Source organism: Bacillus sp. hwrm1 (assembly GCF_040207805.1).
Taxonomy (GTDB): Bacteria; Bacillota; Bacilli; order Bacillales; family Bacillaceae; genus Bacillus; species Bacillus velezensis.
Genome location: NZ_CP157943.1, coordinates 1720259 through 1735319, shown reverse-complemented (window position 1 = coordinate 1735319; position 15061 = coordinate 1720259). Strand labels below are relative to the sequence as shown.

Sequence of the window (15061 nt, the reverse complement as noted above, 5' to 3'; positions counted from 1 at the left end):
TTTTGCCGCCTTTACCGTTCGTGTTTCCATTTGACAACCGGTGATTTTTTCTTTTTTAATCGGCGGGCGAATGCCGGACTGACATTGAGCGTCTGTTCGACGAAGCGCTGCGGCGTCAGTGCCAGCCATTGGTTTAAGGAGACGTCTTCGAAACGGTCGCTTTTGAAAATTTCCAGAAAGCGAAGTACGGTGTCACCGGTATTCTGAACATAATGTCCCATTGCAAAAGGAACATATCCTACGTCACCTGCTTGATAGTTAAATGTCCGCGCTCTTCCCTCCGCCGCAAACACCGTCATTTTCGCTTCTCCTGAAAGATAATACTGCCACTCGTCCGTATTCGGATGCCAATGCAATTCTCTCATGCCTCCGGGTTCGACTTCCACGAGAGCTGCGGCAATCGTTTTTGACACCTTAAACGTTTTTGAATCGACAATCTTTACTCTTCCCCCGCTGGTAACAAGGGGCTCCTGCCGGGAAAGCTTGTAGCTGAACGGCTCCAAAACGGTGCCTTCCGGGGAAGAAACTGCTGCCCGCTCAATCGGGGGAGGCGGTTCCAGCTGGAACATGTAACGCTCTTTTTTATGGATGTAAGCCAAATCATATCCAGGAACACCGAAGTTCGCCTCCAGCACGCTGCGCGGGGTATGGGCAAACCAGTCCGTTACTGAAAAGGTGCTGTTTTCTGAAAAAGAGCCGTCATCAAAGACGAGCAAAAACTCACTGCCCTGCTCTAATCCTTGAATGGAATGAGGAATGCCGGAAGGAAAATACCACAGATCCCCTTCACTTACGTTGTCAATAAAATTCCTTCCATTTTGATCGACCGCAGTTAAACGGACTCCTCCGTTAATCACATATCCCCATTCGGCTTCTTTATGCCAATGAAGCTCCCGCACAGCTCCCGGCTTCAGTCTCATGTTCACCGCCGCGATGTTTTTGGATACCGGCAGTTCCCTGACCGTCACCTCTCTGGACCATCCGCCGTCTTCAAGCCTCATATGCGTATCAGAAAATGAGAATTTCAAGTTTTGAACCGTTCCTGCATCCGTTGAAGGCGGAACGAGCATGTCAGGATTCTGGAAGTCACGCGCGAGGTTTCGCGGTCCTTCGTCAGTCGCCCCTTTTCTGCCTCTGATCGGCTGCGGGAGGTGTTTTGAAGCCAATTGCTGGATGAGTTTTTTCACTGCCTTAGCTCCTTTACAGCAATTTGTGTTTATTTAGACTTAGGATACTCACGCTTTTTCTCTTTCTTTTTTTCCGCTCTGTATTTTCGGTAGCCGACATATGTCAGCGCAGTAATAATGATACCGCCTGTTGTCAGAATGACCCAGAGCAGCGAAGGGTCAGCGTCATCCCGCTCCACCTTGTCAAAAACCCGCTTTAAATCCTGCTGCAGGAGCGTCAGACGCTCAAGCTTTGTTCCTTTTGTCATCTGCTGAAACCCGTCCTGCTCAATCACCTCGATATGTTTCGCCACCGTATCAAGCTGGCCGGCCGACACATCCATTGTCAGGCTGGGATAAATTAAATCATATAATGATATAAATTCATTCCACTTTTCATTGAAATTTTCACTTCCGTTTCCGCTGACATCTTCTTTTAAGGCGCTGAATGTCGCCATAATCGGTCTTTCAAGCGAACCCCACAGCGGATCGGAGTGGTCTTCCATCGCATCCATTACCAACCTGAACTGGGCGGCTGCCCGGATTTTTTCGGTATCTGAGGCGTCTGCCTGTTTCAGAACGCGCACTAAATCATTGAAACCCAGAGTAACCTGCCTGACTTCGGCGCCGCTCAGTGAGTTTACGTGTGTCATTTTTTTCTTAAAGTAGCCAAGCACTTGCAGAGCCTCATCATACTGCGAATGCCGCGTCATTTGGAAAACGGTATCCGAAAGGTCGTTCAGTTCCTTGAGACCGCCCTCATCTTCAGCTTTGGCAGTTGTGATGAAACACATAAGAGCAAGTAAAAGACAGATCGTCAGCTTTCGTTTCATAGAGGTCCCTCCCACTCCTTCTCTTTACAGAATATGAGGAGCGGGACAAGGTTAGACCAAGATTCTATCAGTGTAAGTCAAGCTTTATCCGTCTTTTAGAAATCACCAAATAGTATGCAAGGCCGAGTGAAAATATGCTCAGCCAGAATGTAGCATAGCCGATCACTTGCATATAGTCATTGAGCATTGAGTAGCGAGGCATCATGCCGAAAAGATAATCAATGACATCATTATGAAGCGTCCAAACAGCGGCAACGGCAAGATGCCATAACCGGAACCGAAAATACGGGCTGTATAAAACGCCTTGAACGGCCATGGCAAAATGTGAAGCAATCAGCATGTACCCTTCCCAAGGCATCTGCCCCATTTTGACCAGCACAAAGACATTCATTCCGACCGCCCACAGCCCGTATTTTACAAGGGTTACAAGAGCCAGCGCTTCAAACAGCGGCGCGTTTCTTCCCATGAGAAATGCCAGAAGCACGAACAGGAAGAAAAACGTCGCCGTCGGGCTGTCAGGCACAAATATCAGAAATCGGAACGGCGTGTCCGCAAGCTGAGGCACATACCAATAATAGCCGTACACCGTACCGATAAAATTAACGGCAAGAACAAGCAGAAGCATGCCGCGCAACCCTAAAAGATAAGAAATCCACCTCATACCATCAACTCTCAGTCCGTAAAAAGTATGTATCATGCAAAAAAAGCTGACATCCGGTCAGCTCTTTTCATAAAAGTATATCCTGCTATTGTCTACTTCACAATACGTTATTTCGCTGTCGTTTCAGAAATGAACTTCGCCAGCTGATCAAGCTGTTTGTCATTCCCTTTAAAAATACCGGCTGGCATCTGCCCTTTCCCTTTAACGGCGATTTTTTTAATTTCTTCCGGGCTCAGCCCGTTATCGACCAGGGACGGACCGGCGCTCCCGCCTTGAAGATTATCCCCGTGACAGGAAATACAGCCTTGTTCTTTAAATACCTTATAACCGTCTGATTCAGTATCAATGGCGGCTTCTTTTTTGATTTTCCCTTGCTCCTCCGCCTTCGCCCAGTCATGCGTCGCGACTGACTGCCACGTTAAAAAGACCGTAGCGCAAAGCGCCAAAAGCATCATGCCGACCGCAACCGGACGCTTCCACGGCCTTCTTTCAGACCCCCTGTCGAGAAACGGCGCCAAAAGCAGCGACCCGAAGGCAAGACCCGGTATAATCATCGCGCCGATAACGGTGTAGCTCCCTGCGGCATATTCATATTTTAATAGCTGGTATAAAAATAGAAAATACCAATCCGGCAGCGGAATATACCCTGTATCCGTCGGGTCCGCCACCCGTTCCAAAGGCGGCTCGTGCACAATCGTTAAAACGAGAAATCCGACGAGGAAAACGGCCCCGACCATCCATTCTTTCAGCAGGAAGTTCGGCCAAAACGCCTCTGTCTTTCCAGGATACTCTGAATAGTCTTTCGGTATATTCGGTTTTTTTTCAGCCGGTATCCTTGAATCTCCTACAAACTTCATTCCTTTCCCCCGGTGCATGTCATCCCCTCCCTTTTATATCAGATTTGTATTAAAGCGGTCCTGAAATTCCCTGCTTGCGGATCATGACAAAGTGGGCGCCCATGAGCGCAAACAAAGCGGCAGGGAGAAAAAATACGTGAATCGCAAAAAATCTCGTCAGCGTTTGGGCGCCGACAATATCGTGGTGGCCGGCAAGAAGAGTTTTCACCTGCGCTCCGATCAATGGCGTCGCCTCCGCAATCTGAAGACCTACCTTTGTCGCAAACAGCGCCTTCATATCCCATGGAAGCAGATACCCTGTAAAACCGAGACCGAGCATCACAAAAAAGATCAGAACACCGACGATCCAGTTCAATTCCCGAGGCTTTTTATAAGCTCCCTGAAAGAAAACCCGCAGCGTATGTAAAAACATCATCACAATGACTAAACTTGCACCCCAATGGTGCATACCCCTTACAATCTGCCCGAAAGCGACTTCATTCTGCAAATAATACACAGATTCCCACGCGTTTTTTATATCCGGCACATAATACATCGTTAAAAACATCCCGGACAACACTTGGATAACGGTTACAAAAAACGTCAAACCGCCGAAACAATAGACAAAAGCCGAGAAATGGTGAGCGGGATTTACATGTTCCGGCACTTCATGGTCGGCGATATCCCGCCACATCGGCGTAATATCGAGACGTTCATCCACCCAGTCATAAATTTTGTTCAGCATGTCACCCTTCCCCCCTAGGCTTTGCTTTTCCAAGATACAAAAAGCCGTCCTTTACTTTTTGCTCATAACGGTCAAGAGGCGCGAGCGGCGGCGTGCCCGGAACGTTCGTGCCGTCTTTTTCATACAGCCCGTAATGGCAGGGACAAAAGAACTTGTTCGGATTTTTAGGATCATTGTTCCAGTTTACAGTGCAGCCCAAATGCTTACAGATCGGAGAAAGCGCTATAATTTCATCCCCATGCTTGTAAACCCAGGCTGACCTGGATTCTTCCGATTCGTACCAGGCGTCGACTTGATGAATTTTAAAGTCAAACCGCTTCGGCTCCTTCGTCAGCTCATCCACACTGACAACCTGCACCATTTTTTGATCTCCCGTCGGTTTTAATACCGGGTCCAGCGCAAAACGGACCATGGGCATAAGCGCACTGGCGGCCATAAATCCCCCCACGCCGGTGAGCGCATAGTTTAAAAATTGTCTTCTTGATATATCTTGTTTTCCGCCCATCTCTTCCCCCCCCTAAAGATTGACCAAAAATTAACTAAAATAGAAAATAATTCTGAGATTTGACACCCTCATAATATATGAATCTTTCAGCAAGGTCAACAGAGGCAAAACGGGTGTTTTGCGGGATGCCTGGTGTTTTTAAGAATTGTTCCACTTCTGTAACAAAACGTTCAAAATTTCTCCGCACTTGTCATCCGCTATTTTTCTCTTTAAAGAGTCTTTCATATGTTCAAACGGAACGGCAGGTATGTATATGACATCAGACCCTATTTCAGAATCCTTCCATTTTTCGTCTGCCGTCAGGAACAAGACGTGCCGAAAGTTGGTCATCACTTCGTCTTTGAGTTTTTGAAGCAGGGCAATTTGTGATTGGTCTATATCAACATATGTATAAGAGGGGAATAAATATACCCGTCCCTTCAATTGGCGCTCAAGCTCTTCAGAAAGCAATTGGGTGCTTTCCCCTTGTTCAACGGCCTCTTTTAAGCCTCCTGAAGATGTTATGGAAATTAACGGAATGACAGCGGTATCAATGTAATCCGCAGATTGTAAATAGGCATCGGCATCAGCGGCCCTCCATCTCATGTCTCGTTCCTCCTCTTTACGCAACAAGCCTTGCATATTCTGCAAGGCTGTCATTTATGTGAGCTGATTCAATTGGCGGGAAAGCTTTTCAAATGTTTCTTTGTCGTGGCGGTCCAGCGCCTCGTCGATATCTTTAAGCAGCTTTTCCCGCTGGAAAGTGGAAATGGCGTGTTCTAATATTTTTTCGGCCATCCCCTGATCCTGTTTATTTTCAAACAGGTCTTTCGGCAGATGCGGATTTGATTCAAGAACAGCGGCATATTCCGGTGAGCTGTAGGCCGAACGGAAATTCAGCTGGATAAATAAATCCTGCTGTTTATTTAACCGGATGTCGTGAAAAGATTTTTCCGCGTCCGTAGTCATGACATTTTCTTTGTAAAACCTAAACGGCACCTCATCAACGCAATGAGTAGACATGATAATGCCTCGCGGGCAAAATTCGGCTTGTTCTACAAAATGGACTTTTTCCATTAATGAATCATGACTCATTAAATAATTTAAAATCCAGACGCACTCCCGGCGTTTAAGCTGATAATGATTTAAAAACCAACGGATAAAATCCTTTTTTTCATTGACAGAAACAGGGGTCTGCATGTAATTCCCTCCTCTATCGATCGTATAATCTGACATCACTTATACATTCAGCAAGCATGGTCCAAAATCCTGCTTATCTTAAAAATTCATCCTCTATCCGTAAGATTGTTTCTTCAAGCTCTTCGTTTGTTCCATCCATTGAAAGCACTTGTTTTAAAAGCGGCAGCGCTTCTTTCTGGAGACCCTCTTCCAATAAGAAGTGAGCGTATTCATATAAGAAATCCCGATCATCCTGATAATGGAGATACGCAGCTTCGAAGCTTTTTTTCGCTTTAGCGTATTGCTCAAGGCCTGTATAAGCACCCGCCAAATACCAATTGTATTTCGGATCTTCTTCTCCGTAGCCGCGGACTTCCTGAATCAGATCAATAATCTCTTCAAAGCTTTCTTCTTTATGATAGACGGCTAAAAGCGTATGGAGCGCTTCCACGTAACCCGGATCGAGCGCCAGCGCTTCCTGAAGAAGCTTTTTGCCTTCTTCTGCGTTGCCGAGCTTTAACGCCATTTTCGCCGCATAGAGAAAAAGCTCTTTATTGTATTCATCGTAAGTAATACCTTCTTTAGCGGTTTTTAATGCATCTTCATACATGCCTTCTGCCTCGTAGCTTTTTGCAAGCGGCATATAAAGCGATGAATAGGAAGGATCAAGCCCTTTTAAATCAGACAGCTGCTTGATGGCTGTTTTGACCATTCCCGCCTGATAGGCTGTGAACCCGTACCCGAAAATCGTATTCGGTTCTGTATGTTCTGCCGCCGCTTTTTCATACCATGAAATCGCTTCCTCAAATTCACCCGCCGCGCTCAATGACTCAGCCAGCCTCTGATGAACATTTACGCCGCCGATTTCGTGCCGTTCTTTTGCCGTCTCTTCATAGTAAGGAACGGCTTTTGCGTATGATCCCTGAGTGAAGTATAATTCCCCCAGAGCGAAATCAATAACAGGTTCATCTTGTAACATCGCTTTCGCCTGTAACAGCTTTTGCTCACTTACTTCAAATAAGCCCTGCATCTGATACAGATCAGCCATTAAAAGAAGGCTTTCCGCGTAAGACGGGTCTTCCGGAGAAATCGTCTCCAGCACCTCTAGAGCTTTTTCTTCTTCATCAATATCTATTAACAATTCGGCGTAAAAATTCGTCAGCTCAGACTCATCCGGATAAAGGTCATGCAGATCACTGATCAGCGCTAACGCTTTTTCGGCGTTTCCCCATTCATAGTAGAGCTGGGCTGCAATGGCTTTGTCTTCGTCATGAAGCTGCGTTTCAGCTATCGAAAGCGCTTTTAGTCCCTTTTCGGTTTCACCTGCTTCAACTAATTTTATGGCTTCTTGGATCAATGTATTCAAATCAGACCGGTCCTTTCTTTTCCTATACCTCATCAACCAATGAAAAGGGTTTTTATTCGGGTTATTCTTATCATAATTCAGACAGGGCCTGCCCGCAAATAAGATGCTTCACCCGGCATTATAGTTTATCAGAAAATGCTTAAGAGGAAAACGGCAAAAAAGGGGACGGCATCTTTATACGCAAACAGCGCAATTTGTTCCGGCTGTTTCTGTAACGAAAACGCATTCCCCCTTTCTTTTATTTTTCTGTTTAAGACAAGCTATGTCAAAGCCCAAGGTTTTATGACACATGAAGAAAAAAGCCCGCCGAAAGGGACTGACCCCATAAGATGAGACAAATAAAAACACCTTCAAGTTTGAAAACGGATCGTTGTTATCCGAAATTAGACTTGGAGGTGTTTTTCTATGAGGGCAAGAGTGAGTTATCCGGTTGAAGTCAAACAGTAGGCTGTAGAAATGAGATTGGCGGGCGTGCCTGTGAAGGAGATCATGCAGGAATTGAATATAAAGAATAAGACGCAGGTGCAGACATGGGTCAGGTGGTATAAAGCTGGGGACACACATCGATTCGAACAACCTGTCGGAAAGCAATATTCTTATGGAAAAGGTCCAGAGTATTCTTCCGAATTAGAGAAACTGCAGGCAGAAAATCGTTATCTGAGACAACAGAATGAAGTGTTAAAAAAGTACAACGAATTGGAAAGGAAGCTGATAGCGAAACGCCAGTCGAGCTTGTAGAAGCATTGCGCAGCACAATGACCATACAGGATATCTGTATTCATTTAGGTATCTCACGAGCATCTTATTATCGTTGGAAGAAGAATCTGATGAAAGATAACCCTAAATACCATTTAGAAAAACAAATCGGCACGTTGTGCCGAGAACACAAGTATCGATATGGCTATCGGAAAATCACAGCCATATTAAAAAAGGGAATGCGTATGAATCATAAAACGGTTCAGCGCATTATGCAGAAGAATCAGTGGCAATGCCGGGTTAAGGTGAAAAAGCGTAAGAAGAATGGGCAGCCATATGCCGTGGCCGAGAATATATTGGATCGGAACTTTCAGTCTGATCGCCCTCTGGAAAAGCTAGTAACGGATATCACATATTTGCCTTATGGGCAGAAACAATTGTATCTTTCCAGTATATTAGATTTATACAATGGAGAAGTGATTGCTTTTACGATTGGCGATAGACAGGACACAGACTTTGTCTTACACACACTTGATCAGCTGCCCGCACTGCCAGAGAACTGTGTGTTACATAGTGACCAAGGTTCTGTTTATACATCTTATGAGTATCAGAAAGCTGTTAAAACAAAAGGCATTACCATGAGCATGTCCCGCAAAGGGACGCCCGCTGATAATGCCTCCATCGAATCGTTTCATTCCTCACTAAAGTCTGAAACGTTCTACCTCGACAGGTTGGAAAGCACTACGACGACCATCGTAGAACAAACTGTCGAAACCTATATACACTATTATAACAACATTCGTATTCAAACGAAACTAAACAACCAGCCGCCGGTCACATACCGACAGCTGGCTGCTTAAAGGTGTTTTGATCCCTGTCTCAAAAACGGGGGTCAGTCCCAATCTCTTCAGGCTTTTTTGGCTAATTGATCTAAATGCTCAAAAAATGTCGGATATGAGACATGGATTGCCTCAGTATCACGGATGTCAATCGGCTCTTCTGTCAGGCATGAAGCGATACCGAGCATCATGCCGATGCGGTGGTCGCCGTGGCTTGACACATCGGCTCCGCCCGCAAGCGTTTTTTTGCCGTGTATTTTCATGCCGTCTTCAGTCGGTTCAATGTCTGCGCCGATTTTCCGGAGCTCTGATACGACGGTATCGATCCGGTTCGTTTCCTTCACCTTCAGCTCCGCAGCGTCTTTAATGACAGTTGTGCCTTCAGCCTGCGTTGCCAAAAGGGCGATAATCGGGATCTCGTCAATTAAACGGGGAATGATTTCTCCGCCGATTTCTGCCGCTTTCAGAGCTGAGGTTTCAATAACCAGGTCTCCGTAAGGCTCTGCGCTGTCCGCTTCTGAAGGAATCACTTCAAGTGAAGCTCCCATTTGCTTTAAGACATCAATCATTCCCGTGCGTGTCGGGTTCAAGCCGACGTTTTTCAGCACAATCCGGCTTCCGGGAACGACAGCGCCTGCCGCGAGGAAAAAGGCTGCTGAAGAAATATCGCCGGGCACGAAAATATCAGCCCCCCGAAGCTTCTGACCGCCCGTTACGGAGGCGCTCGTCTCCGTTTCCGCAAGCTCGGCGCCAAAAGCGTTCAGCATCCGTTCCGTATGGTCTCTTGATTTATGAGGCTCAGTGACGGTCGTCGTCCCTTCAGCCTGCAATCCGGCAAGCAGCACGGCGGATTTGATCTGCGCGCTTGCAACAGGGGAGACGTAATCAATGCCTTTCAATTGTCCGCCTCTTACGGATAAAGGCGTAAATCCTCCGTCCGCTCTTCCGTCAATCGCGGCTCCCATCTGTTTTAAAGGCTCCGTCACCCTCTTCATCGGGCGCTTTGCAATACTTTCGTCGCCCGCTACCGTACTGTGAAATGGGCGTCCGGCTAAAATGCCGAGCATCAGGCGGATGGTCGTGCCGGAATTTCCGACATCAAGAAGGCTGTCAGGCTCACAAAGTGCGTCAATGCCCTTCCCGTATATCGTTACATCACTTCCGTTTTGTTCAATGGAGACACCCATTTTTCTGAAGCAGGCAATGGTGCTCAGACAATCGGCTCCGGGCAAAAAGTTTTTTACCGTTGTGGTTCCTTCCGCAAGCGCTCCGAACATAACAGAACGGTGGGAGATGGATTTATCCCCCGGAATATGAATTTCACCGTTTAAAGACGTCACTTTTTCTCTTTTCAATGTTTTCCACCTCAGTCAGCGTAAAATGTGTCATATTTGGCGCGGGATTGAATGCAGGTTTCCGCACGCTTCCGGTCATCATCAGTCTGGAAACTGATTCTGAGAATTCCGTTAATATCTTCTCTTGTTTCGATAATGCGGATGTTGGTGATACTGATTTTTTCTTCTGCCAATATCGCCGTAATTTCCGAAATGACCCCCGGATGATCGGGAACATCGACATAAAGATCATAAAAGGACGGGATCGCTCCTTTTTGACGGAGCGGCAGACCGTCGCGATAATCTTTCGCTTTTTTAAAATATCCGAACAGGCTGTCCGCATCTTCATTTTCTACATAAGATTCGATCGTGTCAATCTCCCGTTTCCATTCTTTGAAGCGGTCAAGCAGTTTATCTTTGTTATGAAGAAGTATGTCCCTCCACATCGCCGGGCTGCTTGAGGCGATCCTGGTGATGTCCCGAAAACCGCCGGCTGCGAAACGTTTCAAAAACGGATAATCTTCTTCAGCATGATGAGCCTGATGTACGAGGCTTGCAGCAACGATATGAGGGAAATGGCTGATGACGCTCGTTACGCCGTCATGCTCCTCGGGGGTCATCTCCACAAAGTGGGCGTTTGCCGCTTTCAAAAGTTCCTTCAGATGCGTTACTGACTCTTTAGAAGTTGATTTTCCGGGTGTTAAAATATAAAACGCATTTTCGAATAAAAATTCTTTCGCTGCAGCGGCCCCGGATTTATGAGATCCCGCCATCGGATGACCGCCGACAAATTGATAGTGAGCCGGAAGCACTTTGTCGGCGTAGCTGACGACTTTCTGTTTCGTGCTGCCCACATCCGTAATCAGGAGTTCATGGGTGATGTCTGATGCGGCCAGCACATCGAGCATTTTCAGCGTTTGGGCGACAGGCGTGGCGATAATGACAACAGACGCTTGCTGCACACCTTCCGTAAATGAGCCGGCCCGCTCGTCAATAATTCCGAGCTTCAGCGCGGCAGTGAGCTGTTCTTCCGAAATATCCACACCGATAATCCGTTTATGCGGATGCTCCTTTTTGATGGCCAATGCGATCGATCCGCCGATCAGCCCGATCCCCGCAAGCAATATAGTATCCTTCATTTCACTCATTTCCTTTTTCAACTATTTTAATAGAGCAAAGAGGTGATGCCTGATCACCTCTTATAATATTTCAGCTAAAATTGTGAGAATTTCCTCATTCTGCTCTTTCGTACCGACCGTAATCCTTAACGCTGTCGGAAATCCGAGCGCCTGTCCTGAGCGGACGATATATCCTTTTTCCAACAGGGCTTGGAACAGTTCATCCGCCGGGCGGTTAAAATCAATGAGCACAAAGTTGGTTTGTGAAGGATAACAAGTTAATCCGTGAGTTTCTGCAAAATCATAATACTGCTTAAGGCCTGCTTTATTTTTCTCGACGCATTCCTGAATAAATGTCTGGTCATCAAGCGCTGCCAGTGCCGAAGCCTGACCGATTCTGCTCGTATTGAACGGCTCTCTCGCCGGTTCAATCTGGCGGATCAGTGCTTCGTCCGCAATGCCGTATCCGACGCGCAGCGCGGCAAGTCCGTACGCTTTAGAGAAGGTGCGGAGGATCATAACATTCGGATATTGCTTTAAAAGAGGAATGCTTTCTGGGTAATCTTCCGCCGTAACATACTCGTAGTACGCTTCATCAAGTACAACGAGTATATGCTCGGGAACTCTGTTTAAAAAGGCAATTAGCTCTTGCTCAGAAGTATATGTCCCCGTCGGATTATTGGGATTGCATACCCATATGACTTTCGTCTCGCCGTCAATTGCTTCCAGCATCCGGTCCAAATCATGAGCGCCGTCACTGCGGAGCGGAACCTCGCGCACCTCAGCGCCTTCAATCACCGCATTGTGTCTGTATTGCGGGAAAGTCGGGGCGGCGGTAATCGTGTTTGCCTGATCATTTAATAAAGAACGGCAGATAATCTGCACAAGCTCATCAGAGCCGTTGCCGAAAATGATCGAAGATTCACTGACCTGCAGATGCTCACTGAGCCGTGTTCTCAAAGCGGCACTGTAACCGTCGGGATACAGCGCAAGCTGCTCAATCTCCTGATGCAGCGCATCTTTAGCGACCTGTGAACAGCCGAACGGATTTTCGTTAGAAGCGAGTTTTACTACTTTCTCAAGCCCGTATTCCATTTTCACTTCTTCTATTGGTTTGCCCGGCTGATACGGTTTCAGCTGCCGCAGCTGTTCTTTAATCTGCAAATCCAGTCACCTCATTTTACACTGTACAGTCGTCCGAACGTCTTTGCGTATTCTTCAAATTCAAGAAGCGCATCAGCTCTTGTTCCGGGATTCACAAGCTTTGTTTTAAGCTCTTCAACTTTTTTGACAAGCGCGCTGCCGACAACGACACCGTCAGATATTTCATTCATCCCGTCAACCTGTTTGCGGTTTGAAATGCCAAAACCGACCGCCACCGGAACAGAGCTGAATTCTTTCACCTTACGTATGAAAGAGTATACAGACGGATCGAATTCGCTGCGTACGCCCGTCACTCCTAAAGAGGATACACAATACACAAAGCCGCAGGCCTGTTCAGTAATTATTTTCAAACGGTCTTCACTTGTCGGCGCAACCAGTGAGATATAAGCGATGTTCTCCTTTTTGCATGTCATTTGCAAAAGGGCGCTTTCCTCTAATGGAAGGTCGGGTACAAGCAGACCGTCTATGTCGTTTTCCCGCAGTAAAGCGAAAAAGTATTCTTTTTCTAATTGTAACACAGGATTATAATACGTAAAGAGGATAATTGGAATATGAACGCCGTTTTTTTTCATTTTGCCGCCAAGTTCAATTGCTTTTACGATATTCATTCCGTTTTCCAGAGCCCGTTTTGAAGCCCGTTGTATGACGGGTCCGTCCGCAAGCGGATCTGTGTAAGGAACGCCGATTTCAAGGGCAGAAGCGCCTGCATTCTGCAATGATATTGCCAGCTCAACAGAAATGTCAGGAAGCGGATCGCCAGCTGTAATAAAAGGGATAAATAATTTTTCGGAATCTCGCAGATTAAACATGTGTCTCCACCCCGTTTTCCAAAACATTCATCAGCGTATGAACATCTTTATCTCCTCTTCCCGATAAACTGACGAGAATGATTTTGTCTTTATCCATGTCTTTTGCCATTTCAAACGCTTTTGCCAGGGCGTGGGCAGATTCAATAGCCGGAAGAATACCTTCTGTTTCAGAAAGCAGACGTAACGCGGCAATCGCTTCATCGTCTGTCACGCTTTCGTACGTTACACGGCCGCTTTTATGCAGATAGGCGTGCTCAGGGCCGATCCCCGGGTAATCAAGGCCGGCTGAAATGGAATACGGTTCGATAATCTGCCCGTATTCATCTTGTATTAAATAGGTCATTGAACCGTGAATCACCCCGAGTGTCCCTTTTGCGATCGTTGCCGCATGCAGCGGCGTATCAATTCCTTTTCCGGCAGCCTCGGCGCCGATCAGCTCAATATCTTCGTCTAAAAAGGCCTGAAATATGCCCATCGCATTGCTTCCGCCGCCGACACATGCAACAACCTTGTCCGGGAGCGTTCCTTCAACCCGGCGGAGCTGTTCTTTCGCTTCCTCGCCGATGATTTTCTGAAATTCGCGAACGATATACGGATACGGGTGCGGCCCCACTACAGAACCGATAAGGTAGAAATGATCTTCACAATGCTGGACCCAATACCTGATCGCCTCATTCGTCGCATCTTTCAGCGTGCCGTTGCCGCTTGTGACCGGCACCACTTCCGCGCCGAGCAGTTTCATCCGGAATACGTTCAGCGACTGGCGTGCAACGTCTTCTTCACCCATAAAAACTGTACACTTAAAACCGAATTTTGCGGCGGCTGTCGCGGCAGCCACACCGTGCTGTCCCGCACCGGTTTCGGCGATGATTTTCGTTTTGCCCATCTTTTTGGCAAGCAGAATCTGGCCTAACGCATTGTTAATTTTATGAGAGCCGGTATGGTTTAAATCTTCTCTTTTCAGATAGATTTTCGCCCCTCCCAAATAATCTGACACCCTGTCTGCGAACGTTAATGCGGTCGGTCTTCCGGAGTAATCAAACAATAGCTTTTTATATTCGGCATGAAAAACGAGATCATTCTTTAATTCTTTGAAAGCCGTTTCGATTTCCTCAAGGGGCCGCATCAATGTTTCAGGGACAAATTTGCCGCCGAATTCGCCGTATCTTCCGATTTCATTTGGATATGGATACATAGTGGTTCATCCTTTCTTCTAAAAGCCGGATCAGTGTTTGATCCTTTTGTCCGTTTTTTTCAATTCCGCTGGCAAGATCTATACCGCACGGACGCGATCTCAGTAAGCCGGTAATCGTTTCAGGATTAACGCCGCCCGCAATAAAACAGCGCTTGCTTGCATTTTGAGCCTGATTTCGGTACAAGGGGACACGAGCCCATGAAAACGCGATTCCCGTGCCGCCTCTCATTCCTTTTACTGAAGAATCAATGACATAGCCGTCGACAGCAGGTGCAAATTGAGCCATCTGACGAAGCGTCCCTTCCCCGTGATGGAGCGCTTTCCATATTTCCGAGCGCACAAGCGGACGGAGGCGGCGGGCATCCTCAGGCGATTCATCACCGTGAAGCTGGATGGCGTCAAGTGCCAGATCAGAGGCGATTTGCGCGATGTTTTCTATCGTTTCATTTACAAATACTCCGACATGTTTCTTGTCTGTCCAGACCTGCTCTTTCCATTTCCGGACCTCATCCGGCGTTACTCTCCGTTTGCTTGCGGCAAAAACAAATCCCAGATAATCCGCTCCTGAAGCTGCCGCAAGTTCGTAATCACGCTTCGATCGTATCCCGCAGTACTTTACCTCAGGCTTTTTCATAT

Annotated in this window: 16 protein-coding genes; 1 reads left to right on the top strand and 15 read right to left on the bottom strand. The window is 46.9% G+C overall.

The window, feature by feature from the left end; genetic code table 11:
- Positions 1–11 precede the first annotated feature (11 nt).
- From ABK447_RS08850 to ABK447_RS08810, 9 genes are all read right to left on the bottom strand, one after another.
- Positions 12–1187, bottom strand: coding sequence for an oxalate decarboxylase family bicupin (locus ABK447_RS08850; protein WP_094031801.1), 1176 nt, complete (start codon positions 1185–1187; stop codon positions 12–14).
- 29 nt (positions 1188–1216) lie between these two features.
- Entirely contained in the window at positions 1217–1999 is a 783-nt protein-coding gene (ypjB, locus tag ABK447_RS08845) for a sporulation protein YpjB (RefSeq protein ID WP_007612217.1), read from the bottom strand.
- A gap of 67 nt (positions 2000–2066) precedes the next feature.
- Complete coding sequence (locus ABK447_RS08840) at positions 2067–2660, bottom strand: DUF1405 domain-containing protein (RefSeq protein WP_007612218.1); 594 nt, start codon at positions 2658–2660, stop codon at positions 2067–2069.
- A 107-nt stretch (positions 2661–2767) separates the two neighbouring features.
- On the bottom strand, positions 2768–3535 hold the full coding sequence (locus tag ABK447_RS08835; protein WP_007409471.1) for a menaquinol-cytochrome c reductase cytochrome b/c subunit: 768 nt from the start codon (positions 3533–3535) through the stop codon (positions 2768–2770).
- A gap of 31 nt (positions 3536–3566) precedes the next feature.
- Complete coding sequence (gene qcrB / locus ABK447_RS08830) at positions 3567–4241, bottom strand: menaquinol-cytochrome c reductase cytochrome b subunit (protein WP_003153485.1); 675 nt, start codon at positions 4239–4241, stop codon at positions 3567–3569.
- A gap of 1 nt (position 4242) precedes the next feature.
- Positions 4243–4746 carry a ubiquinol-cytochrome c reductase iron-sulfur subunit gene (locus ABK447_RS08825; RefSeq protein ID WP_003153484.1) on the bottom strand — a complete coding sequence of 168 codons (504 nt, stop codon included), beginning with the start codon at positions 4744–4746 and terminating at the stop codon, positions 4243–4245.
- Positions 4747–4884: 138 nt separating this feature from the next.
- Positions 4885–5331 carry a YpiF family protein gene (locus tag ABK447_RS08820; RefSeq protein ID WP_012117852.1) on the bottom strand — a complete coding sequence of 149 codons (447 nt, stop codon included), beginning with the start codon at positions 5329–5331 and terminating at the stop codon, positions 4885–4887.
- Between the two features lie 54 nt (positions 5332–5385).
- A complete protein-coding gene (locus tag ABK447_RS08815; RefSeq protein ID WP_003153482.1) occupies positions 5386–5925 on the bottom strand; it encodes a ReoY family proteolytic degradation factor in 540 nt (179 codons plus the stop codon).
- A gap of 73 nt (positions 5926–5998) precedes the next feature.
- The gene (locus tag ABK447_RS08810) at positions 5999–7270 is read right to left on the bottom strand and encodes a tetratricopeptide repeat protein (RefSeq protein ID WP_094031802.1); all 1272 of its coding nucleotides are present in this window, start codon (positions 7268–7270) and stop codon (positions 5999–6001) included.
- 456 nt (positions 7271–7726) lie between these two features.
- Here ABK447_RS08810 and ABK447_RS08805 point away from each other — a divergent pair.
- Positions 7727–8826, top strand: a protein-coding gene (locus ABK447_RS08805) for an IS3 family transposase (RefSeq protein WP_234631179.1) whose coding sequence is annotated in 2 segments (ribosomal slippage) — positions 7727–7949 and positions 7949–8826 — 1101 coding nt in all. Because the reading frame shifts where the segments join, the coding sequence is not laid out codon by codon here.
- A gap of 47 nt (positions 8827–8873) precedes the next feature.
- On the opposite strand, the gene aroA is transcribed toward ABK447_RS08805, so the two are convergent.
- The 6 genes from aroA to ABK447_RS08775 are packed head-to-tail and all read right to left on the bottom strand — an operon-like array spanning position 8874 to position 15059.
- Entirely contained in the window at positions 8874–10160 is a 1287-nt protein-coding gene (aroA, locus tag ABK447_RS08800; RefSeq protein ID WP_003153479.1) for a 3-phosphoshikimate 1-carboxyvinyltransferase, read from the bottom strand.
- 11 nt (positions 10161–10171) lie between these two features.
- Positions 10172–11287, bottom strand: a complete 1116-nt coding sequence (locus ABK447_RS08795; RefSeq protein ID WP_085342375.1) for a prephenate dehydrogenase — start codon at positions 11285–11287, stop codon at positions 10172–10174.
- Positions 11288–11338: 51 nt separating this feature from the next.
- Positions 11339–12421 carry a histidinol-phosphate transaminase gene (hisC, locus tag ABK447_RS08790; RefSeq protein ID WP_094031803.1) on the bottom strand — a complete coding sequence of 361 codons (1083 nt, stop codon included), beginning with the start codon at positions 12419–12421 and terminating at the stop codon, positions 11339–11341.
- Positions 12422–12432: 11 nt separating this feature from the next.
- Entirely contained in the window at positions 12433–13230 is a 798-nt protein-coding gene (gene trpA / locus ABK447_RS08785) for a tryptophan synthase subunit alpha (protein ID WP_007612229.1), read from the bottom strand.
- A complete protein-coding gene (gene trpB, locus ABK447_RS08780; RefSeq protein WP_094031804.1) occupies positions 13223–14425 on the bottom strand; it encodes a tryptophan synthase subunit beta in 1203 nt (400 codons plus the stop codon). Before trpB ends, trpA begins: the two co-directional genes overlap by 8 nt.
- Positions 14406–15059, bottom strand: a complete 654-nt coding sequence (locus ABK447_RS08775) for a phosphoribosylanthranilate isomerase (RefSeq protein WP_094031805.1) — start codon at positions 15057–15059, stop codon at positions 14406–14408. The genes trpB and ABK447_RS08775 overlap by 20 nt, the downstream gene beginning before the upstream one ends.
- Positions 15060–15061 lie beyond the last annotated feature (2 nt).